The organism is Sphingopyxis sp. GW821-FHT10B01 (assembly GCF_059415685.1).
Genome location: NZ_JBWKNS010000005.1, coordinates 381,351 through 401,464, shown reverse-complemented (window position 1 = coordinate 401,464; position 20,114 = coordinate 381,351). Strand labels below are relative to the sequence as shown.

Annotated in this window: 26 protein-coding genes; 21 read left to right on the top strand and 5 right to left on the bottom strand. The window is 63.7% G+C overall.

Features of this window, described 5'->3' with window-relative positions; all coding sequences use genetic code 11:
- Position 1 precedes the first annotated feature (1 nt).
- From paaB to AC07NV_RS17220, 5 genes are read left to right on the top strand one after another with little or no spacing between them, the layout of a single operon-like run.
- Positions 2-301, top strand: coding sequence for a 1,2-phenylacetyl-CoA epoxidase subunit PaaB (gene paaB / locus AC07NV_RS17240; RefSeq protein WP_495167609.1), 300 nt, complete (start codon positions 2-4; stop codon positions 299-301).
- On the top strand, positions 301-1,059 hold the full coding sequence (paaC, locus tag AC07NV_RS17235; RefSeq protein ID WP_495167608.1) for a 1,2-phenylacetyl-CoA epoxidase subunit PaaC: 759 nt from the start codon (positions 301-303) through the stop codon (positions 1,057-1,059). The genes paaB and paaC overlap by 1 nt, the downstream gene beginning before the upstream one ends.
- Positions 1,056-1,505 (top strand): 1,2-phenylacetyl-CoA epoxidase subunit PaaD, encoded by a 450-nt coding sequence (gene paaD / locus AC07NV_RS17230; protein WP_495167607.1) that lies wholly within the window; start codon positions 1,056-1,058, stop codon positions 1,503-1,505. Before paaC ends, paaD begins: the two co-directional genes overlap by 4 nt.
- Position 1,506: 1 nt before the next feature.
- Positions 1,507-2,586 (top strand): 2Fe-2S iron-sulfur cluster-binding protein, encoded by a 1,080-nt coding sequence (locus AC07NV_RS17225; RefSeq protein WP_495167606.1) that lies wholly within the window; start codon positions 1,507-1,509, stop codon positions 2,584-2,586.
- Between the two features lie 10 nt (positions 2,587-2,596).
- On the top strand, positions 2,597-3,208 hold the full coding sequence (locus tag AC07NV_RS17220) for a TetR/AcrR family transcriptional regulator (RefSeq protein WP_495167605.1): 612 nt from the start codon (positions 2,597-2,599) through the stop codon (positions 3,206-3,208).
- Here the strand turns inward: AC07NV_RS17220 and paaI are convergent.
- The 4 genes from paaI to AC07NV_RS17200 form a co-directional block, all read right to left on the bottom strand.
- Positions 3,205-3,633 carry a hydroxyphenylacetyl-CoA thioesterase PaaI gene (gene paaI / locus AC07NV_RS17215; RefSeq protein ID WP_495167604.1) on the bottom strand — a complete coding sequence of 143 codons (429 nt, stop codon included), beginning with the start codon at positions 3,631-3,633 and terminating at the stop codon, positions 3,205-3,207. The two genes, AC07NV_RS17220 and paaI, sit on opposite strands and share 4 nt — an antisense overlap.
- A complete protein-coding gene (locus AC07NV_RS17210; protein WP_495167603.1) occupies positions 3,630-4,949 on the bottom strand; it encodes an MFS transporter in 1,320 nt (439 codons plus the stop codon). Before AC07NV_RS17210 ends, paaI begins: the two co-directional genes overlap by 4 nt.
- Before the next feature lie 69 nt (positions 4,950-5,018).
- Positions 5,019-7,322 (bottom strand): TonB-dependent receptor, encoded by a 2,304-nt coding sequence (locus AC07NV_RS17205; protein WP_495167602.1) that lies wholly within the window; start codon positions 7,320-7,322, stop codon positions 5,019-5,021.
- 265 nt (positions 7,323-7,587) lie between these two features.
- On the bottom strand, positions 7,588-8,028 hold the full coding sequence (locus tag AC07NV_RS17200) for a MarR family winged helix-turn-helix transcriptional regulator (RefSeq protein ID WP_495167601.1): 441 nt from the start codon (positions 8,026-8,028) through the stop codon (positions 7,588-7,590).
- A 141-nt stretch (positions 8,029-8,169) separates the two neighbouring features.
- Between AC07NV_RS17200 and AC07NV_RS17195 the strand changes: the two genes are divergently transcribed.
- The 4 genes from AC07NV_RS17195 (at position 8,170) to AC07NV_RS17180 (ending at position 10,106) form a co-directional block, all read left to right on the top strand.
- Entirely contained in the window at positions 8,170-8,934 is a 765-nt protein-coding gene (locus tag AC07NV_RS17195; RefSeq protein WP_495167600.1) for an alpha/beta fold hydrolase, read from the top strand.
- 229 nt (positions 8,935-9,163) lie between these two features.
- The gene (locus tag AC07NV_RS17190; protein WP_495167599.1) at positions 9,164-9,607 is read left to right on the top strand and encodes a DoxX family protein; all 444 of its coding nucleotides are present in this window, start codon (positions 9,164-9,166) and stop codon (positions 9,605-9,607) included.
- A 77-nt stretch (positions 9,608-9,684) separates the two neighbouring features.
- Positions 9,685-9,954 carry a hypothetical protein gene (locus tag AC07NV_RS17185; protein ID WP_495167598.1) on the top strand — a complete coding sequence of 90 codons (270 nt, stop codon included), beginning with the start codon at positions 9,685-9,687 and terminating at the stop codon, positions 9,952-9,954.
- Positions 9,951-10,106: a hypothetical protein gene (locus AC07NV_RS17180; RefSeq protein ID WP_495167597.1), complete on the top strand. Its 156-nt coding sequence runs from the start codon at positions 9,951-9,953 to the stop codon at positions 10,104-10,106. The genes AC07NV_RS17185 and AC07NV_RS17180 overlap by 4 nt, the downstream gene beginning before the upstream one ends.
- Positions 10,107-10,131: 25 nt before the next feature.
- Here AC07NV_RS17180 and AC07NV_RS17175 read toward each other — a convergent pair whose 3' ends face one another.
- Positions 10,132-11,043 carry a LysR family transcriptional regulator gene (locus AC07NV_RS17175; RefSeq protein ID WP_495167659.1) on the bottom strand — a complete coding sequence of 304 codons (912 nt, stop codon included), beginning with the start codon at positions 11,041-11,043 and terminating at the stop codon, positions 10,132-10,134.
- Between the two features lie 100 nt (positions 11,044-11,143).
- Here AC07NV_RS17175 and AC07NV_RS17170 point away from each other — a divergent pair, with 100 nt between their 5' ends.
- The 12 genes from AC07NV_RS17170 to AC07NV_RS17115 all read left to right on the top strand — a co-directional run bounded on the left by AC07NV_RS17170 (position 11,144) and on the right by AC07NV_RS17115 (position 20,112).
- A complete protein-coding gene (locus AC07NV_RS17170; protein ID WP_495167596.1) occupies positions 11,144-11,452 on the top strand; it encodes a hypothetical protein in 309 nt (102 codons plus the stop codon).
- 20 nt (positions 11,453-11,472) lie between these two features.
- Positions 11,473-12,378 carry a pirin family protein gene (locus AC07NV_RS17165; protein ID WP_495167595.1) on the top strand — a complete coding sequence of 302 codons (906 nt, stop codon included), beginning with the start codon at positions 11,473-11,475 and terminating at the stop codon, positions 12,376-12,378.
- A 40-nt stretch (positions 12,379-12,418) separates the two neighbouring features.
- Positions 12,419-13,015, top strand: coding sequence for an NADPH-dependent F420 reductase (locus AC07NV_RS17160; protein ID WP_495167594.1), 597 nt, complete (start codon positions 12,419-12,421; stop codon positions 13,013-13,015).
- A 28-nt stretch (positions 13,016-13,043) separates the two neighbouring features.
- Positions 13,044-13,493, top strand: coding sequence for a CBS domain-containing protein (locus AC07NV_RS17155; RefSeq protein ID WP_495167593.1), 450 nt, complete (start codon positions 13,044-13,046; stop codon positions 13,491-13,493).
- A 23-nt stretch (positions 13,494-13,516) separates the two neighbouring features.
- A complete protein-coding gene (locus tag AC07NV_RS17150; RefSeq protein WP_495167592.1) occupies positions 13,517-14,287 on the top strand; it encodes a glucose 1-dehydrogenase in 771 nt (256 codons plus the stop codon).
- Positions 14,288-14,424: 137 nt separating this feature from the next.
- A complete protein-coding gene (gene wrbA, locus AC07NV_RS17145; protein WP_495167591.1) occupies positions 14,425-15,024 on the top strand; it encodes an NAD(P)H:quinone oxidoreductase in 600 nt (199 codons plus the stop codon).
- 109 nt (positions 15,025-15,133) lie between these two features.
- Complete coding sequence (locus tag AC07NV_RS17140; protein WP_495167590.1) at positions 15,134-15,571, top strand: ester cyclase; 438 nt, start codon at positions 15,134-15,136, stop codon at positions 15,569-15,571.
- Positions 15,572-15,584: 13 nt separating this feature from the next.
- Positions 15,585-16,085 carry an ester cyclase gene (locus AC07NV_RS17135; RefSeq protein ID WP_495167589.1) on the top strand — a complete coding sequence of 167 codons (501 nt, stop codon included), beginning with the start codon at positions 15,585-15,587 and terminating at the stop codon, positions 16,083-16,085.
- Positions 16,086-16,110: 25 nt separating this feature from the next.
- Positions 16,111-17,064, top strand: a complete 954-nt coding sequence (locus AC07NV_RS17130; protein ID WP_495167588.1) for a zinc-binding dehydrogenase — start codon at positions 16,111-16,113, stop codon at positions 17,062-17,064.
- A 572-nt stretch (positions 17,065-17,636) separates the two neighbouring features.
- Positions 17,637-18,767: a hypothetical protein gene (locus tag AC07NV_RS17125; RefSeq protein WP_495167587.1), complete on the top strand. Its 1,131-nt coding sequence runs from the start codon at positions 17,637-17,639 to the stop codon at positions 18,765-18,767.
- A 156-nt stretch (positions 18,768-18,923) separates the two neighbouring features.
- Positions 18,924-19,478, top strand: coding sequence for a hypothetical protein (locus AC07NV_RS17120; protein ID WP_495167586.1), 555 nt, complete (start codon positions 18,924-18,926; stop codon positions 19,476-19,478).
- Positions 19,479-19,662: 184 nt separating this feature from the next.
- Positions 19,663-20,112: a hypothetical protein gene (locus AC07NV_RS17115; RefSeq protein WP_495167585.1), complete on the top strand. Its 450-nt coding sequence runs from the start codon at positions 19,663-19,665 to the stop codon at positions 20,110-20,112.
- The last annotated feature ends 2 nt before the right edge of the window (positions 20,113-20,114 follow it).

Here is a 20,114-nt window from a genome sequence, read left to right as displayed (position 1 = left end):
CATGACAGGCGGGACGATGACGGGCGACTGGCCGCTCTGGGAAATCTTCATTCGCGCGCGCGGCGGGCTGTCGCACCGCCATGTGGGCAGTGTGCAGGCACCCGACGCCGAGATGGCGTTGCGCCACGCGCGCGACACCTATACGCGGCGCATGGAGGGCGTGAGCATCTGGGCGGCGCGCTCGGCCGATATCGCCGCGAGCGATCCCGCGAGCGAGGGGCCGCTGTTCGAACCCGCCGAGAGCAAGATCTACCGCCACCCGACCTTCTATCCGATTCCCGACGAAGTGAAGAATATCTGATGGCCTGCGCCGATCCACGCTTCGACTATCTGCTCCGCCTCGGCGACGATGCGCTGGTGCTCGGGCAACGCCTGTCCGAATGGTGCGGGCACGCGCCGACACTCGAGGTCGACCTCAGCCTCGCCAATGTCGCGCTCGACCTGATCGGGCAGGCGACCTTGTTCCTCGGGCTCGCGGGCGAGGCCGAGGGCGCGGGGCGCGATGCCGACGCGCTCGCGTTCCGGCGCGATGTGCTCGCCTATCGCAACTGCCTGATGGTGGAGCAGCCGAATGGCGACTTCGGACGGACGATCGCGCGGCAATTCCTTTTTTCGAACCATCACGAGTTGCTGCTCGCCGAGCTGGCGGGGTCGGCCGATTCACGCCTCGCCGAAATCGCGGCGAAGGCGGTCAAGGAAGTGCGCTATCATTTCGAGCTCGCCAGCGACTGGGTGATCCGGCTCGGCGACGGCACCGACGAGAGCCGCGCGCGGATGGAGGGCGGCCTCGACTGGCATTGGCGCTTCGTCGACGAATTATTCCAGATGGATATGGTCGAACGGGAGCTCGCCGATGAGGGCGTGGCGGCCGATCGTAGCGCACTCCGCCCGGCGTTCGATGCGCGCATGAAAGCGGTTCTTGATGAGGCCGGCATCGCCATCCCCGCGCTGCCGCGTGCCGTCAGCGGCGGGCGCACCGGGTATCACAGCGAGCATCTCGGCCATCTCCTCGCGGTGATGCAGCATCTGCCGCTGCGCTATCCGGACGCGCGCTGGTGAGCCTCGCGCCCGCCATCGCGAGGGTTCGCGACGTCCTTGCTTCGGTCCCCGACCCGGAAATTCCGGCGGTGTCGGTGGTCGACCTCGGCATCGTGCGCGATGTCCGGCCCGATGCGGTGACGATCACGCCAACCTATTCGGGCTGCCCCGCGACGCTTGCGATCGAGCAGGCGATCCGCGAGGCGCTCGACGCCGCGGGCTTTGCCGGCGTCGCGATCGAGACGGCGCTCGCGCCGCCCTGGTCGACCGACTGGATCACCGCCGAGGGGCATGCGAAACTGCGCGCCTACGGCATCGCCCCGCCCTCGCCGACTGCGACCGCGGTATGCCCGCGCTGCGGCTCCGATCACACCGAAGAGGTCAGCCGCTTCGGATCGACGCCGTGCAAGGCGCAGTGGCGCTGCCGCGACTGCTTCGAACCCTTCGACCGCTTCAAGTGCCACTGAGATGACCGAGATATTCCACTCCCTCACGATCCTCGACGCGCGGCGCGAGACCGACGATGCGGTGTCGCTGCGATTTGCGCTGCCGCCCGGGATGGACGACGCCTTTGCCTTTCGCGCCGGGCAGCATGTGACGCTGCGCGCGACGGTCGACGGCGAGGAGCTGCGGCGCAATTATTCGCTCTGTGTCAGCCCGCACGACGGCGAGCTGCGCATAGCGATCAAGCGGATCGCGGGCGGGCGTTTCTCGTCCTGGGCGAACGAGCAATTGGTTGCGGGTGCCGCGATCGACCTGATGCCGCCGCACGGCAGCTTCACCTGGCATTATGAGCCCGGGAAGCGCCGCTCCTACCTCGGTATCGCCGGCGGGTCGGGGATCACCCCGGTGTTGTCGCTGCTCAAGACCGCGCTCATCGAAGAACCGGACAGTCGCTTCACCCTGCTCTATGGCAACCGCCACAGTGGCGGGATCATGTTCCTCGAGGAACTGGCGGCGCTCAAGAACCGCCATATGGACCGGCTTGCGGTCTATCATTTCCTCGAAGACGAACTCGATGCCGAGGCGCCGCTGTTCAACGGGCGGCTCGACCGCGACCGGCTGGGCGAGCTTTTCGGCACCCTCGTCGATCCCGCGACCGTCGATGCCGCCTTCATCTGCGGGCCCGGCCCGATGATGGACGCCGCCGAAATCGCGCTCGTCGAAGCGGGCATGGCAAAGGGCGCGATCATGCTCGAACGTTTTACGGCCGACCGCCCGAGCGGCGCCGAGGCCATCGAGCTCGATCGCCAGCGCTCGGAAGCGTCGGGCCGCCAGTTGGTGATCGCGATGGACGGCCGCAGCCGCCGCCTTGCCTTCGACAGCAAGCACGGCAGCATTCTCGACAACGCCCGCGCCGCCGGCCTCGCCGCGCCCTATGCGTGCAAGGCGGGCGTCTGCGCGACGTGCCGCGCGCGGCTGGTCAAGGGCGAGGTGGTGATGGCGGCCAACTACGGCCTGTCGGCCGAAGAACTCGCCAAGGGCTATATCTTGACTTGCCAGGCGGTTCCGAAGACGGAAGAGGTTGTACTCGACTACGACGCCTGAAGGATAGAGATTGGCCCGACCGCAAGCCCCGGACTATGCCGACCGACGCGAGGCGATGCTGGGCAGCGCCGCTGCGCTTTATGCCACCCACGGATTCCTCGGAGCCTCGATCGCCGACCTTGCGAAGGCGAGCGGCGTGTCGAAGTCCCTGCTCTATCATTATTTCGGATCGAAGGAGGACATCCTCTTCGAAATCATGCTCGATCATGTCGAGGCACTGAAACAGATGGTCGGCGACGTGCTGAAGGATGCACCGGCCGATCCCGCGGCGCGTCTTGCACGCCTGACCCGCGGCTTCCTCGCGCTCTATGTCGGGGCGTCGGACCGGCACAAGGTGCTCGTCAACGACCTCGACAAGCTGCCCGCCGTGCGCCGCCGCAAGGTCGTGCGTATCGAGCGTGAACTGATCGACCTCGTCGGCGACCTCCTCGCCGAGCTCGGTCCCCGCTATGGCACGAGCCGCGCCGAGCGCCGCGCATCGACGATGCTCTATTTCGGCATGATCAACTGGACGCACACCTGGTTCGAGCCCGATGGTCCCGTCAAGGCGGCCGAGCTGGCGGACCGCGCGACGGCGATCTTCCTCGGCCGCGACGCACTGCCGGCGGAAAGCGCGGCCTAAATCTGCGGAGTCATGATTGACCCGCCGACGGTGCGCGACAGGCCGTGGAACAAGGCAATATCCCGGCCATCGCTCGTCCGCACGATAACGCTATGCGCACCGCTGCGGCCTGATGCCATCACCGCCTGCGCTTCGGCGACAAGGCGGTCGCCGGGCCGGGCGGGGCTGAGGAAGCTGATCGACGCCGCCTGCGCGACGGTCTGCAATCCGTAGCTGTTGCAGGCATAGGCGAAGGCCTGGTCAGCGAGGGTGAACAGCGCGCCGCCGTGCGCGGTGCCATAGCCGTTAAGCATCGTTTCCGTCACCGTGACCGCTATCCGGGCATAGCCCTCGCGGACTTCTTCGATTGCAATCCCCCATTCGCGCCCCATCGTCTCGCGGGTGCTGAGGAAGTCGGCGATGACGCGGGCATCGGCGTCGCTCATGCCGGCTCGATCGCTGCGCGCTTCGCGCCATCACCGAGGCCAACGAGTGCCAGCGCGCCGAGCGCCGATCCCAGCGCCATGATCAGCGCCACGACGGGGACCTCGAAATCGGCGGCGAACAGGCCACCCGCGACCATCGGCGCGAGCACCGCGCCGCCGCGCCCGACCCCGATCGTGAAGCCCGTCGCCGTTGCGCGCACTGCGGTGGGGAAGCTGTTGGCGAGCAGCCCATAAAGCCCGACGACGCCAGCGGTCGCCGCGAACCCCGTGGCGGACGCGATCAGCGTCAGCGCGCCAATGTCCGCCGCGCCGCGACCGAAGAGGATGACGAGCCCCACCGACAGGGCCATGACCGCAACCGTCAGCAGGCGCAGCGGGATCCGCGCGGTGAGCAAGCCGATGACGAGCGCCCCGCACACGCCGCCGACATTGGCCCAGACGAGGACGCCTGCCGCTTCGGCGGGCGCATGCCCCATGTCCGCGACGATCTTCGGGATCCATTTGAAGATGAAATAATAGGTCATGATATGTGCGAGATAGGCAGCGGTGAGCAGCAATGTCGTTCGCGCAAGCGCGGGCGAGAACAGCCGCGCGAAAGGCAATTGCGCATCGGCGGGCGGCCTATCGGGCAGCGTGGCGATCGCCGGATGGCCCATGCGCCGGAGCGCCCTGTTGATCGAGCCGAGCGCCTGCGGTCCGCCGCGACGCAGTTCGAACGCGATCGATTCCGGCGCGAAGAAAAAGACGACCGGGATAAAGATCAGCGTAACCAACGCACCGAGCTGGAAGATTGCCTGCCAGCCATGGTCGGCCAGGAGGGTCGCCGAAATCGTCCCGCCGATCACTGCGCCCAGGGGAAAGCCCCCCGCCATCAGCAGGACGCAAAGGTCGCGGCGCCGGGCATTGGCCGCCTCCGACACCGCAGCATTGGTCGCCGCAAGCATGCCCCCGATGCCGACACCGGTGACGACGCGGCACAGACACAGCATGGTGACATTGTGCGCCTGCCCCGCAAGCGCCATGCCCGCGGTCATCGCCGCGAGGCAGCCGATGATCGTTTTTCGCCGGCCGAACCGGTCGGCAAGATTGCCGAGCAGCATCGATCCGAAGGCCATGCCGATCAGTTCCATCGACAGCACGAAACCGAGCGCCGCGGGATCGAGGCTCCAGTCGCGCGCAATGCCCGGCGAGGCGAAGCTGATCGCAAGCACATCGAACCCGTCGATCGCGTTGAGGCCGATCATGATGGCGACGATACGCCACTGGAATGCGGACATGGGCCGGTCTTCGATGATATCGCGTACCGATTGCGTCATTCGTCTCTCTTTCTCTGGTGTCGGCAGGGCCGTCCTTGCCCTGCCTACCGTCCGGCCCGGGTGCCGCGCCTAATATTTGAAGGTCGCGGTCAGCCCGTAGGTGCGAGGTTCGCCATAAAGCGCGAAGGCGACGCGGCTATCGCGCTGCGAGAAGACGTGGGTGCGATATTCGGTCTTGGTGAGATTCTTCCCCCACAGGCTGAGTTCGAAATGCTCGTCGGCCGATTTGAAAGTGATCGAGCCATCGACCAGTTCGTAGCCCGGAATGACGGTGATCGGATTATTGTCGGCGTCATAATAGCTGAGGCTCTGATATTTATAAGTCCCGCGGATCCCGAGACTCGATCCGTCGCTGAACTCCTGCGTGTATCCGGCAAAGCCGCTCGCTGCATATTTGGGGGACTGGCGCAGGCGGTTGCCGTCGAAGTCGCCGGTGACGATCTGCGACGGCGTGCCGGTGAACTCGGTATATTTGGCATCGAGCCAGGCGAAGGTGCCGCCGATTTCGAAACCGCGGAACGGGTTCGCCGATGCCTCGACCTCGATACCCTTGATCCGCGCCTTGCCCGCATTCTCGGTAATGAACTGGCCGAAGGTCGTGCCCGCGGGCTGGAAAAAGCGGGTCACCTGCAGGTCGCGATAATCGGTATAGAAGCCTGCGAGGTTGAGCCGCAGGCGCCGGTCGAAAAGCTGTAGCTTTGTCCCGAGTTCGTAGTTGACGGCCTTTTCGGGATCGAAGGGCGTCGTTGCGGTCAGCGCCGTCGACGCCGTGCCTGTGAAACCGCCGCTCTTGAAGCCCGTCGAGACGCTGGCATAGGCGAGCAGATCGGGCTGAAATTCATAGTCGGCGATCAGCTTCCAGCTGAAATTGCGCCAACTGTCCTTCGCGGCGACCTCGGGGTAGGCCTGCAGGAGCAGCGGCAGGCCGCTATAGATAATCGCCTGCGAGGTAATCTTCTTGCGCTCGTAGGAATAGCGCGCGCCGCCGGTGACCTTGAAACCCGGCGCAACCTTGTAGCTGGCCTGTGCATAGGCGGCATAGGAGAGGCCATCGTTGCTCTGGATCGATTCGGAGACGCTCGGTAGCCGGTCGGTCCGGCCGAGCGCGGGGAAATTGAACCCTTCGTGGCGGGTATTTTCTTCCTTGCTGACAAACAGGCCGCCGATCCATTCTACCGCACCACCCGAGGGCGAGATAAGCCGGATTTCCTGCGTATACTGCTTCGGCTTCTCGCGCACGGCATCGGTGATCTTGAAGGTGAAGCCGTTGGTCGCGGGGCCAAGCAGGACAGTGTTCGGATTGCCGGAGGCGCCGGTGAGGTCGGTGAAGACCGACGAAGGCGGAAGCCCCGAGGAATCCTCAAGATAGTCATAATCGGTCTCGCGATAGCTGCTGATCGAACTCAGCGTTGCGAAGTCGAAATCATAATTGAGCTGAAGATTGGCGCCGAAGATCGTGCGCTTCGTATAGCCCTCGACCGAAGCCAGCGTCGTATAGGGGCTATCCGCGCCGCCGAGCGCGATATTCACCGCGACGGGGTCGGACGCACAGCCGCAATTGTGCAACGGGCCCTGGCTGCCGACGGGTTCGCGGTTCGTCGCGCCATTATTGTCGTGCACGCCGTCGACGGTGAAGATCGCCTCGAAACGATCCGACGGCGTCCAGCGCAGCGTCCCGCGATAGCTGAAGCTTTCGGTCTCGCCCCAGCGTTCGCCATATTGGGGGCTGCCGACGAGGACGTTACGCAGATAGCCGTCACTCGAACGATAGCTCAACGCCACCTTCGCGAAAAGATTTTCGGCGATCGGGCCGCTGATGAGACCCGCGGCATCCATCCGGCCGTAATTGCCCGCCTTGACCTGCAGCTTCATGCGGAAATCGTCGGACGGTTTCAGCGTCACGAAGTTGATCGACCCACCGATCGAGTTCTTGCCATAGAGAGTGCCCTGCGGCCCGCGCAGCACCTCCACGCGCTCTAGGTCGAAGAGGTCGAACACCTGTGCCGAGCGCGCGGCGATATAGACGCCGTCGATCGAAACGACGGTCGAATCGCTGGCGGCGGGGCCGTCCTCCTTGGTCCCGACGCCGCGAATCGCGATCTCGGGCTGCCCAGCCGCAAAGGCGGCGAAGGTCAGGCCCGGGGTACGGTCGGCGACGCCTTCAAGGCTGGTGATATTGTCGCGCGCCAGCGTTTCTCCGGTGATCGCGGTAATCGCCGCGGGGACCTTTTGCAGCGCCTCTTCGCGCCGGTTCGCGGTCACGACAATCTCGTTGGCGACGCTTTCCGTCTCGCCTTGATCGGCGGTCTGGGCAAGCGCAGGGCTCACGAAAAGCAGGCTGCCAAGGGCCCCTGCGCCAAGTACGGCCTTCATATCAACCTCCCCTGTTTTAATTATCCGACCGGTCGGTCTTATAATAATCTCGACAATCGAGCAATATATGATCGTCCGACCGGTCAATTTATATAATTATAGGCCTTTTCATGCCCGTAGCGCGAGAATCAGCCGGGTTCGGACCGCCGACACTGGAACAAGGCGACAATCGGAAGGGGGGTAAGAACATGCTGACCGTGGACGGGATCGCTATCGCGATCGGCAAGATGTCCTGACCTTTGACATGGCCTGCCGCCGCACTCCACTATTCGGTGAGCGCGGCGCGCAGCCTTTGTACCTGCTCGTTGAACGCGATCATTTCGGGTATCGTCAGCTTCGAGCCGGCGAGCAGCGCATCGGTGAGACAGCCCGCCCCTTCATGAAGCGCCCTGCCCTTGCCGGTCAGATGCACATGCACCTGCCGTTCGTCGGCAGGGTTGCGTTTGCGGGTAACAAGTCCCGCATTCTCGAGCCGCTTGACCAGTGGGGTGATCGTACTGGGTTCGAGCGCAAGACGCTCGGCGATCGCACCGATCGTCAGCTCGCCCTGCTCGGCGAGACTGCTCAGGACCAGATACTGCGTATAGGTGATTCCCATCGAATCGAGCATCGGTTTGTAGAGCCGATTGATCGCGATCGTGGTCGAATAGAGCGAGAAACAGAGCTGCGCATCGAGCGGCAGCGGCTTGCCATCGGGTCCGGACATAAAAACATTCCTTTTGAATCAATGCGTTGTGGAAATATCCATTATTGCGATAAATTTTATCTTTGACAACATCGGAAGTCCAGCCTTAAAACGACTTATCGCGATAATGATTATCGCGAAATATCAGATAGGAGATATGCCATGACCAAGAAGATCCTCGCCGCCGCTGCCGCCTCGCTTGCCGTCGCCGCTGCTCCCTCGGTTTCCGCAAAGCAGGCCGAACCCGTCAAATCGGTCGTCCTCGTCCACGGCGGCTTCGTCGACGGCTCGGGCTGGGCCGATGTCTACAAGCTGCTGTCGAAGGACGGCTATAAGGTGACGATCGTCCAGAACCCGACCAACTCGCTCGAAGACGATGTCGCTGTGACCAAGCGCGCGATCGCTGCCGCCGATGGCAAAGTGATCCTTGTTGGCCACAGCTATGGCGGCGTGGTCGTGTCCGAAGCCGGCACCGACCCCAAGGTCGCAAGCGTCGTCTACATCGCGGCCTTCGCTCCCGACAAAGGCGAATCGGTCGGCTCGCTGATCGCCAACCCCGCGCCGGGCGCGCCGGTGCCGCCGATCCTTCCCCCGGTCGATGGCTATATCTTTCTCGACAAGGCAAAGTTCGCTTCCGCCTTCGCCGCCGATGTGAAGCCCGAGGTAGCCGAGTTCATGGCCGCGTCGCAGGTGCCGTGGGGCGTCAATGCGCTCGCCGGTGCGGTAACCGTCCCTGCCTGGCGCCAAAAGAAGAGCTGGTACCTCGTCGCCAGCGACGACAAGATGATCCCGCCGCCCGCCCAACGTGCGATGGCCGCCCGCGCCGGATCGACCGTCAAGGAAGTCGCCGCCAGTCACTCGCTCTATGTCTCGCAGCCCGCCGCGGTCGCCAGCATCATCGAGGAAGCCGCCAAGGGCGCCGAATAAGCGCCGGCTCCCAAGGCCCGATGCACCGGATCTCCGAAACGGTATCCGGTGCATCGGGCTTCCGCGAGAAACGGACAGGCTCGGACCAGCCCGCTCCAGACGCCAGGTAATTCGAAATTATCGAACCTAACGGACTATTTTATTCGTCTGGTTCGACATGCCCCGCGATGGCATTTCCCGGTCACCGCGGCGCTCCATGGTGGCGTGCCGTTTCAGAAGGAAAAGTCCCATGACGCAAACCGCTACCGCTGCCGCCGGATTTTCAGGCGCCACCACCAATTACTCCAGCCTTCTCACCGGCGCCGCACCGCTCGCCGGCCGGCTCCTTATCGCGCCGCTGTTCCTGCTCTCGGGGGTCGCCAAGCTCAGCGCACCCGAGGCAACGATCGGCATGATCGCCTCGTCGGGTCTGCCCTTCGCGACGCTGGGATTTGCTGCAGCGGTCCTCGTCGAGGTCGTCGGCAGCATCGCGCTGATCGCGGGTTATCGCACGCGCCTCGTCGCCGCGCTGATGGCTCTCTTCTCGGTCGCCGCCGCGTTCGCTTTCCATAGCGATCTCGTCGACCAGAACCAGTTCATCCACTTCTTCAAGAACATCGCCCTCGCAGGCGGGCTGCTGCAGATCGTCGCCTTCGGTGCCGGTCGTTTCAGCCTCGACGCCCGTCGCCGGTGAACGAACGAGGGGCGCCTCGCCGAGGCGCCCCCCTCCCCAATCTCGACCCTCCGCGAATGACCGGAAAGGAGAATGATATGTTCCAAGCTCTCAAAACCCATGGTGCGTTTCGGTCTGCAGTCCCGGCATCGCGCGGCACCGCGCGCACCTCTGCGTCTCGCGGTTTTGGCCTTCCCGGGATCGCGGTGATGCTCCTTTACGCAGGCGTCACGCTCAGCGCCGCAGCCTTCGTCTTCCTCCAGCTCGCGGCCGAGTTCGGCGATCGATCAATGGCAGGGCTGCTGACCTCGATGATCGCCATCACCCTCCTGCCCTTCCTCGGGCTCGGCGAGAATCGCCCGTCATGAAATGGCTCCCGCTCCTGCTGATGCTCAGCGGCTTCAACCCGGGTCAGGCGTCGCAACTCGCGGCCGCGATCGAATCGATCTGGATCGGGGCGTCCAGCTCTGCCGTCTCTGCGCTGATCCTGACGCCCTTCCGGCGCGTCTTAGAACGTTAGGCGATCCACTCCGGCAACATTGCCCTCACACCGCGGCTTCAGCCCTGGCCTGTTCCTCGAACCGCGCAATGAGCCAGGATGCCGCTGGGCCCGGCGGCGTGTCGGCGCGGTAGATGGCAGCGAGCGCATAATCGCCGCCGATGCTGTCGGGTAGATCAAGCGCCACCAGCCGACCCGTCTTCAAATCCTCTTCGATCATCGGCACCGGCATATTGCCCCAGCCGATCCCCGCCTTCAGCAGCATATGCTTCGAGCCGAGATCGGCGAGGCGCCACGTCCGGCTGCTCACCACCGCGAAATCGCGCCCCTCGGTCAACGGCGAACGGTCGGTGAGGACGAGCTGGATATGCTCGCGTCCGGCGCCCGGCGCGTTGCGGCCGGCAAGCGCCAGTGGATGCTGCGGCGCCGCAACGGGAATCATCGGCACATGCCCGATCGAAATGCGCTCGACGCCCGCAATGGGCCCATCGAGCGGCCCTGTCACGCCGATCGACGCGACCTTATCGAGGACGAGCTTGGTCACCGCCCCGAGTGTCTCGACATGCAGGTGCATCGACACCGTCGGAAATTCCTCGCGAAAGCTGGTCAGCGCATCGACGACGCGCGCCTCGGGCAGCAGCACGTCGAGGACGAGGTGCAGTTCGGCCTCGATCCCCTGCAGCATCCCCCTGACCTTGGCCCGGAGGCCATCGATCCCGTTCGCGACGGTACGCGCCTCGGCGAGCACCATCCGGCCGGCTTCGGTCAGCTGCGGCTTGCGCGTCGTTTCGCGGTCGAACAGCAGCATGCCGAGCTGAGCCTCAAGATTGGCGATCGAGTAGCTGATCACCGAGGTTGCCCGGTTCAATTTGCGCGCCGCCCCCGCGAAACTGCCAACATCGACGACGGTCAACAGCACCTTGAGCTGGTCGAGCGTCGGCGTACCCGGTTCCGATATCATATCGATTTCCTCGAACGTTTCTACCGATCTTATACCGGTTTTATTGGCAACCGCCCAGGCATATTTTCATCTCATCCAATCGAGCCAGGAGGCTGAGATGAGACTGAACGACATGCCGATCCCGCAGCTTTCCAGCGCCGACTGGCGCGTCGTGGCCGACGCCATTGCCATCGGCGAGACCAGCGACATCTCGCTGTTCGGACGGATCGGCGAGCGGGTGAAGCTGGCCCTGACCGGTATCGAAACCCGGCATCCCGCCGTCGACCCCAAGGTCAAGGCGATCCGCGATTTCGTCACGGCGACGCGGCGCGAGCAAAGGCTCGCCGACGAGCGCGCCGCAGCGCTGCTCGCCAACGGATTTTCTGCCGATCAGGTTGCGGCGCTCGCACTCCTGTCGATCCACTGATTTTCAAAGGAACCAGGACAATGACCCTCAACACCGCCAGCCCCGTCGACCAGCTCATCCTCCCTGCGGTGCGCGATCTCGGCGACTTCGACGTCCGCCGCGCGCTCCCTTCGGTGCAGCGCCGCATGGTCGGCCCCTTCATCTTTCTCGACAGCTTCGGCCCGGCGGTTTTCCGCCCCGGCATGGGCGTCGACACGCGGCCGCACCCGCATATCGGCCTCGCAACGCTGACCTATTTGATCGACGGCGAAATGGTCCACCGCGACAGCGAGGGCTATGTCCAGACGATCAATCCGGGCGAGGTCAATCTGATGACCGCGGGCCGCGGTATCGTCCACTCCGAACGCAGCGGCGCCGAGTTCCGCGAGAATGGCGGCACGATGTTCGGCTTTCAGGCCTGGCTCGCGCTGCCACAGGAACTGGAAGAAACCGCACCCGGTTTCCAGCATGTCGCCGCGAACGCGATCCCGCAGCTTAGCGACAAGGGCACCCATATCCGCCTCCTCGCCGGCGACTTGGACGGCAGCCGCTCGCCCACGAAGATTTTCTCCAACACGCTCTACGCCGACGTTACACTCGAAGCCGGTGCCCGCTTCCGGGTCGACAGCGATCATATCGAGCGCGCCATCTACGTCGTCGACGGCGAGATCGAAATCGAGGGCCTGAACGGGCATTTCCTCCGGGACCAGCTGATCGTCTTTAAACCCGGCGCCGAAATCATCCTGCGCAGCCATGGCCCCAGCCGGCTGATGCTGCTCGGCGGCGAGCCGCTCGACGGCGAACGCCACATCTTCTGGAACTTCGTCTCGAGCCGCAGGGAGCGGATCGAGCAGGCGGCCGACGACTGGCGCGAACGCCGCTTCCCCGGTGTGCCCGGCGAGACCGAATTCATCCCGCTTCCCGAAACCCCGCGCCGCGCGGCGTGAATGCAATCCACAATCAACCTTAAAGCAGAAGGACAACATCATGACCTATTCAATCATCGGATCCGGCGCGATCGGCACCGCTCTCGCCCGCCAGTTCGCTCGCAAGAACATCCCGGTACTCATCGCGAACAGCCGCGGACCCGCGTCAATCGCGCCGCTCGCCGCCGACCTCGGCTCGGCGATCGAGCCCGCGACGCTCGAAGCGGCGCTCGCCGCCGACATCGTCATCCTCGCAGTGCCCTTTGCCGCGGTCGGCGACACCGTCGCCGGCATCGCCGACTGGCAGGGCCGCATCGCGGTCGACGCGACCAACGCGATCGACTTCACCGATTTCTCGCCCGCCGATCTGGGCGGCGCGCTGTCGAGCGACCTCGTCGCAAAGCAGCTTCCCGGCGCGCGGCTGGTCAAGGGTTTCAACAGCCTGCCCGCCGCGGTTCTGGCTGCCGAGCCCGGTGTCGACGGCGGACGCCGCACGATCTTCGTGTCGAGCAACGACGCCGAGGCGACATCGGCGGTCGCCGACCTGGTCGATGCGCTCGGCTTCGCGCCCATCGCGCTCGGCCGGATCGATGAAGGCGGCCGGCTGCAGCAATTCGGCGGCGCGCTGATGGTCCACAGCCTGATCAAGCAGGGCTGAACGCCCCCTACCCCTCAGAAGGAGAAGCATGATGCGTATTTCGGATATCCTGAAGGACAAGAACCATCGGCTCGTCACCATACCGGGCAGCGCCCCGATCCATGAGGCGGTATCGCGGATGCACGCCGAACGGGTCGGCGCGCTGATCGTCCGCTCGGGCCATGGCCGCCTGCTCGGTGTCCTGTCGGAACGTGACGTCGTGCTCGGCCTCGACATCTACGGCGCGGCGTTGCTCACGATGTCGGTCGACGATGTGATGACGCTCGGCGTGCCGACTGCCTCTCCTTCCGACAGCATCGCCGATACGATGAAGGTGATGACCGATCGCCGCGCCCGGCACCTGCCGGTGATCGAGGAGGGCCTCGTCGTCGGCCTCGTCAGCATCGGCGACATCACCAAATATCGCCTCGCCGAGAAGGTCGAGGAAAACAGCGTCCTGCAGGACATGGCGAAGTTCCGCCTAGCCGCTGCCGCCTGATATCGAGCCCAAGGAGACAGACAATGAGCGACATTCTCAAGGACAAGACCGTTATTGTCACCGGCGCGTCGAGCGGCATCGGCCGCGCGATCGCGATCGCCGCCGCACGGCACGGTGCAAAAGCGGTGATCGTGTCCGATATCACCGAAGTGCCGCGCGAAGGCGGCGCGCCAACGACGGCCGAAATCGAAGCGCTCGGCGTCGCCGCCCGCTTCCACAAGGCCGATGTTTCGAGCAAAGCCGACAATGAGGCTCTCGTCGCAACGGCAGTAGAGTTCGGCGGCGTCGACGTGATGGTCCTCAATGCCGGAATCTCGCTGAAAACCGATGGCGCCGACGTCAGCGAGGAAGACTATCGCCGGTTGATGGCGATCAACCTCGACGGCACATTGTTCGGCGCGCAGGCCGCGGCGGCGGACATGAAGGCGCTCGGCAAGCGCGGCAGCATCGTTCTGATGGCGAGCATAGGTGGCATCGTCGGCGCGGGCTTCACCGTCGCTTACTCGACCAGCAAGGGCGGCGTCGTCCTGATGGCGAAGGCGCTCGCCGACGCGCTCGGCCCCGACGGCATTCGCGTCAATGCGATCGCGCCCGGCACGATCGATACCGAACTTCTCCGCTCGACCCCCGACATCGCGGAAGCATCGGAGAGGTTCCGCCAGCGCACCCCCCTCCGCCGCCTCGGCCAGCCGAGCGAGATTGGCGACGCCGTCGCGTTCCTCGGCTCGGACCTGTCGAGCTATATCAGCGGCATCGCGCTCCAGGTCGACGGCGGACTGCTGTCGGTCATCTGACCCCGGAGAAGCGCGCCAACATGTCGAAACCATCGAACCTATGGGTCGATATTATTCGGATATTCAAGAGACCCTTTACAAGCCAGTTTAGCGCCACCGCTGCGGATCTGGCCGCAGGACCAACGAAGGAAACTGAAATGACCAAAGTTCTCGTTCTCTATTATTCGTCCTACGGCCATATCGAAACCATGGCCAATGCGATCGCCGAAGGCGCCCGCGCCACCGGCGCCACAGTCGACGTCAAACGCGTTCCCGAAACCGTCCCTGAGGAGGTCGCCAAAAGCGCCTATTTCAAGCTCGATCAGGCCGCCCCGGTCGCAACCATCGCCGACCTTGAGAACTACGATGCGATCATCGTCGGTACCGGCACGCGCTTCGGCCGCATGTCGAGCCAGATGGCGGCGTTCCTCGACCAGGCCGGTGGCCTGTGGGCGCGCGGTGCCCTCAACGGCAAGGTCGGCGCGGCCTTCACCTCGTCGGCCACACAGCATGGCGGCAACGAGACGACGCTTTTCTCGATCATCACCAACCTGCTGCACTTCGGCATGACGATCGTCGGCCTGCCCTACAGTCACGCCGGCCAGATGACGGTCGACGAGATCACGGGCGGCGCGCCCTATGGCGCGACGACGGTCGCTGGCGGCGACGGATCGCGCCAGCCTTCGGAAATCGAGCTCGAAGGCGCGCGCCATCAGGGCGAGCTGGTCGCGAAGACCGCCGCCAAGCTTTTCGCCTGATCCCCAAAAGGCGGCCGGTTCCGGCCGGTCGCCTCCCCATAGTCGAACAGATCGAGCGGACGGGCTTCCCGTTTTCGCAAGGAGAGACGTCATGTCTGGAGAATATGAGATGACCAACGATATTAGCGAAATCGCCAAGTCCATCACCCGCCGCAACACCGAAGCGGTGCAGGGCGGCGGCGACTGGGCCCTGTTCGACGAACTCTTCGCCGACGACTTCTTCGACCACACGCCGCAGCCGGGCGGCACGCGCGACAAGGCGGGCGTGCTTGTCCTCTACAAACGGCTGCGCGAAGCTTTTCCCGACTTCACCCCCGAGATCCACTGGCAGCGCGCTGACGGCGACGTCGTGACGACGTACAAGACCTATCACGGCACGCATCGGGGCGACTTCCTCGGCATCGCCGGCACCGGTACCAGGGTGAGCTTCGAAACTGTCGATGCGATGCGTGTCGTCGATGGCAAGATCACCGAACATTGGGGTGTCGCCAATCTCTATTCGGTCCTGCAGCAGCTCGGCGCCATCGCGCCGCTGCCGACGAACTGAAAGGATCGTTGCGATGAAGACTCCCCTTTTTCTTATGGCCGCCGCGGCGCTGATGAGCGCACTGCCGGCTCCGGCACAGGCGCAGGCCATCGAGGCGTCCGCGACGCTCCCCGCCGACCCGAAGCAGGCGGTACTGCTCTGGTATGATGCGTTCGCGCAGAACCGCCCCGAGCTCCTCGACCTGCTGCTCGCGCCCGCGTGGAAGGACATACCGACGCCGCCATCGGTGCCGCCGGGCCCCGAGGCCGCGAAGCAGACGCTCGCCAAGCTGCGGTCGGCTTTCCCCGACTTCGATATCAAGGTCGAAGATGTGATCCGCGACGGCAACAAGGTCGTCGTACGCTCGACAATCACCGGCACCCAGAAGGGTGTGTGGCTCGGCTTGCCCGCGACCGGACGGTCGATGCGGATCCAGGCCGTCGATATCCATGAGTTCGAGGGCGGACAGGTCGCCCGCACCTGGCACACCGAAGACTGGATGACCGGCCTTCGCGAGCTCGGCCACCAGCACTGACATTTTCCCGGACAGGAGACAGACAATGACCACCGTTATCCGCGTACGCCAGACCGGCGCCCCTTCCGTTCTCGTTCCCGAAACCGACAGCATCGGTGCCCCTGGCGCGGGGCAGGTTCGCCTGCGCCACGATGCCATCGGTGTGAACTTCGTCGACACGATGTTCCGCGCCGGCGTCTATCCGATGCCCGTGCCCTTCGTCGGCGGAGTTGAAGGCGCCGGCACGATCACCGGGATCGGCCCCGAAGTCGCGGACTTCGCCGTCGGCGACCGCGTCGCCTATTTCTTCGCGCCCGGCGCCTATGCCGAGGAACGCATCATCGACACGGCGCCGCTGGTGCGCGTGCCCGACGATGTTCCGGGCGAGATCGCCGCGGGCCTGCTCACCAAGGGCGTCACTGCCTGGCTCGCGGTGCGTGAGCTTTTTCCCGTCAAGGCCGGCGACACCGTGCTCGTCCAGGGCGCGACCGGCGGCGTCGGTTCGCTGGTGACCCGCTGGGCGAAATCGCTCGGCGCGACCGTGATTGCCGTTGGTTCCGCAGCGAAGCTCGCGCGCATCGCGGACGAGGCCGATCATGCGCTCGCATCCGACAACCCGGACCTTGCCGGCCGCATCCTCGCGGTCGCCCCGGCGGGCGTCGACGTTGTTTATGAATTCGTCGGCAAGGCGACGTTCGCCGCCTCGGCTGCGGCGATCAAGGATGGTGGATCGATCTTCACCATCGGCGCCGCATCGGGCGCGCCCGACGTCGATCAGGCAGCACTCGCCGCGCGCGGTGTCAAAGTCGAACACGCAAGCGCGGCCGCGACGGTAAAGGGCACAATGCTGCACCAGGCGGCCGCCGAAGTGTTCGGCCTCTGGCAGCAAGGTGTATTCCGCGACATCGAATTGCATCGCTATTCGCTGACCGAGGCGGCCAAAGCGCATGAAGATATCGCCGCACGGCTTATCGGCCCTAATCCCATACTCGTTCCCTGAACCGATGACCAACGGCCCGCCTCGCCGCCCCGCAAGCCGCCCGCGGGAGACAACCAATCCCCCAATCGATCATGATGCCAAGTCAGATGAACGAACTCGGCTAGGCCCAAATGCAGCAGCGCCGGACTTGGCCGCTTGGAGAACGTCCGCTTCCGGAGGCAAAGTTCGAGAAGCAGACATCTGCATCTTGATGATCAACATTTCGATGCGAACATCGAGATTCCTTATAGGGCAACTCGTCGATCGAATAGGCAAGGACACCAATGTGTTTCAGCTGCCCGGAAGCAAACCATCGAACACCGGTGCTTGCAGCGCCGCAAGATTCCCGCATAATATCAACACCAAGGTGAGGCCCGCACGCCGCTGATTTACCCCGCGAGCTATGCCAGATGCTCTGACGACGGACCATATCCATCTTGACGCAAAGCCTATCCTCCCCAACCCCGCCGAAGACCCGATTCAACCCGCGCCGCTTCCTTTTTCTGGCGGCGCTGTGGATGACGATAGGGTCATTTGTCGGCTTTATCGTCGCCGGCGCAAACGGGGTGGCACCCGATTCATGGATACCCTTCGTGGTGATCGGATATATCGCGGCAAGCTTCCTGTTCACCGGCTCGTTCGTGGCGGGCATATCGCGCAATCTGAAACCGATGCTCGAGTCCGCACAGAGCGGCATCGCGAACCGGATTCTCGAAGCTGCCGAGGACGGAATTTTGCCTGGCAAACGCGTGTTGGCGCGGGTCGGCAAGCTTGAAGAAGCAGGCCTGACGGTTTCGAACTTCAATCATATGTTCATTTTCACCCTGACGGTGTTTCCGGAACATGGCGCCCCTTATGAAACGGTAATCCGCCAGTTCATCACCATGGGCGAGCTTCCAAATTTCTACACCGGACGCTTTGTCGTATTCATCGAGGATCCGGAGAGCCCCGGCTATGGGGTCATCGAAAAGGAGCCGCCCGAAGATTGGCAGCAAAAAGCCGCCGAGCCGCCTCCCGCCTGGAAGACGCAAAAAGCCGAGACATCCTATCCCGACAAAGGCACGGGGCTGTTCGGCGGCGCGCTGGATCTGTCCGCCCGGATGTCACCGGCGCGGCTAACCGCCAATTTGATCGCGACTTTGGTCTTCCTTGGGCTTGGCTTTTTGGCCCCCTTCGCCCTCGTGACGGGCGGGATCGAAACGGTGACGACATTCGTGCAGGATTTGCCGAAAACGCTAACCGGACGGAACGAAGGAAATTTCGACAAGGAGAAGCTCCGCAAGGCATATGATCGTGCGATAGCCTATGCGGGCAACCGGCAAATCCATGACATGATTATCTATAAGGACCATGTGACGCTGACGGTCGAAAATCCGTCCCGGGAGAATGCCTATGACGACGTCACCATGCGCGGCGCAATCGTGGACTCCCGGCCGGACGGGACAAGTGCTTCGATCGGGCCCGAAGCGACTTTCCGCGCCGCCGATACGAATTTCGCGGCGCTCGAACATGCTCTGGGCGATGCGCTGATGCACGGCGACAAAAATCAGCTTTCCTATATCGGGTTCCGCAATCGATCGGAAATCTCGACAATAAGGATCAATAGCGCATCCGGCATATCGATCGACGAGAGGAAATTCGTTGTTATCGCAGCCGGGTTTAACAGCGATTATGGATCGACTTCCCGAACATATGATGCCGCGACCGGGCGGTTTTTGAATTAAATCCGACAGTCATTACGCCCTCGGAGGTGATCGGGCCCGGAGCCAGAAACCATCGCCCGTGCGGTACACAATCCGGCACAACGCGCATTTGCCAAGCTGCGCTGAAACGATAGAAAAGCCGCCATATCGTCACTCGATCAAGGATCCGGACGTCTCGTGAAATTTCATCCAGCCTCGCTTGCCCTGACGCTTGCATTTCTCCTCGCTGACCCCGTTCGGGCCGACGACAGTTCCGGATACGAGGTCGAGCCGTCCAGCCTGACGCTTGCCGACATCATCGCGTGCAAACTCGAAGACGTGCCCACATGGAACGGATTTGCGTTCTGGTTTCACGATAATGCGGAGGCAAAGCGCCACTACGGAATGACGGCGGTGAAGAGCAGCAACCCGTTCCTCTCCGAATATCGGCTTGCAACGCCGGTAACCGTGTTCGGCCGGACGACCGACCAGGTCGCATTCAGCAATTCGGGCCTGATGGCAGTTTTTTCGGAACTCACCCCGCAGGCCCTCGCGAAGGAATTGGGGATCACCCCGATCATTGACGCACCGGGGAAATATCTGGGTGAGCGCTCGATCGTCGAGGCGCCCTTCGATGGGGGATCGCCGGCCTTTCAGGGGACGTCCAGGATTTCGCTCAATGTCTCGACCGTCACCACGCACCCGGGGAAGGTTCTGGCCGGGTGCAGCTACCGGATCGACATCAAGGATTGAGCCTTCGCCGGGCTGAAAGGTCCGGCCGGCAGACACGACGAACCGTGCTGTCGAATTTCTTGCCTTGCTCGCTCCCGGGTGAATACGGGATAGACGATTTCGCATTGTTGGCTTCAGAACGACATGCGTTGCTGACTGGAATCCTACACCGTAGATCGAGCGTTGGCCAACCAGAGGTGATATTGTGTTTCCAATCCCGGCTTTCGTTCTGATCCTCTCGGACCCCGCGCTTCCACCGCCGGTGACGATACATGAAATTCCGACGGCCCGGGCGCCACTGACCAACTCCGATCGCGTGGTCGTGACCTGTCCTGACGGAGACATGGTGGGTGCAGAGTTTATCCGCGAACACCAAAGCGTATCGGTGGTCGGGATCGCAGGCTTTTCCCGCGCGCTTTCCGACAAGCAGCGCAAAATCGTCGATGCCGCTCTCAAACCGCTGGGATCGCTGGATCGGGTTGAAATAGTCTGCAACGGGCCGGATAGCGCGATGATCCGGGTCCTTGGCGATTTTATCGATGTTAAAGGCCAGATGTATCAGCAGACGGTGGTCGTCGTCTGGGAGGATTCGGGCATGTTGGGAACGGAGCGGCGAGCCGTTCCAGAAATGGAGTTGGAGCAGCGGACGCTTTGAAG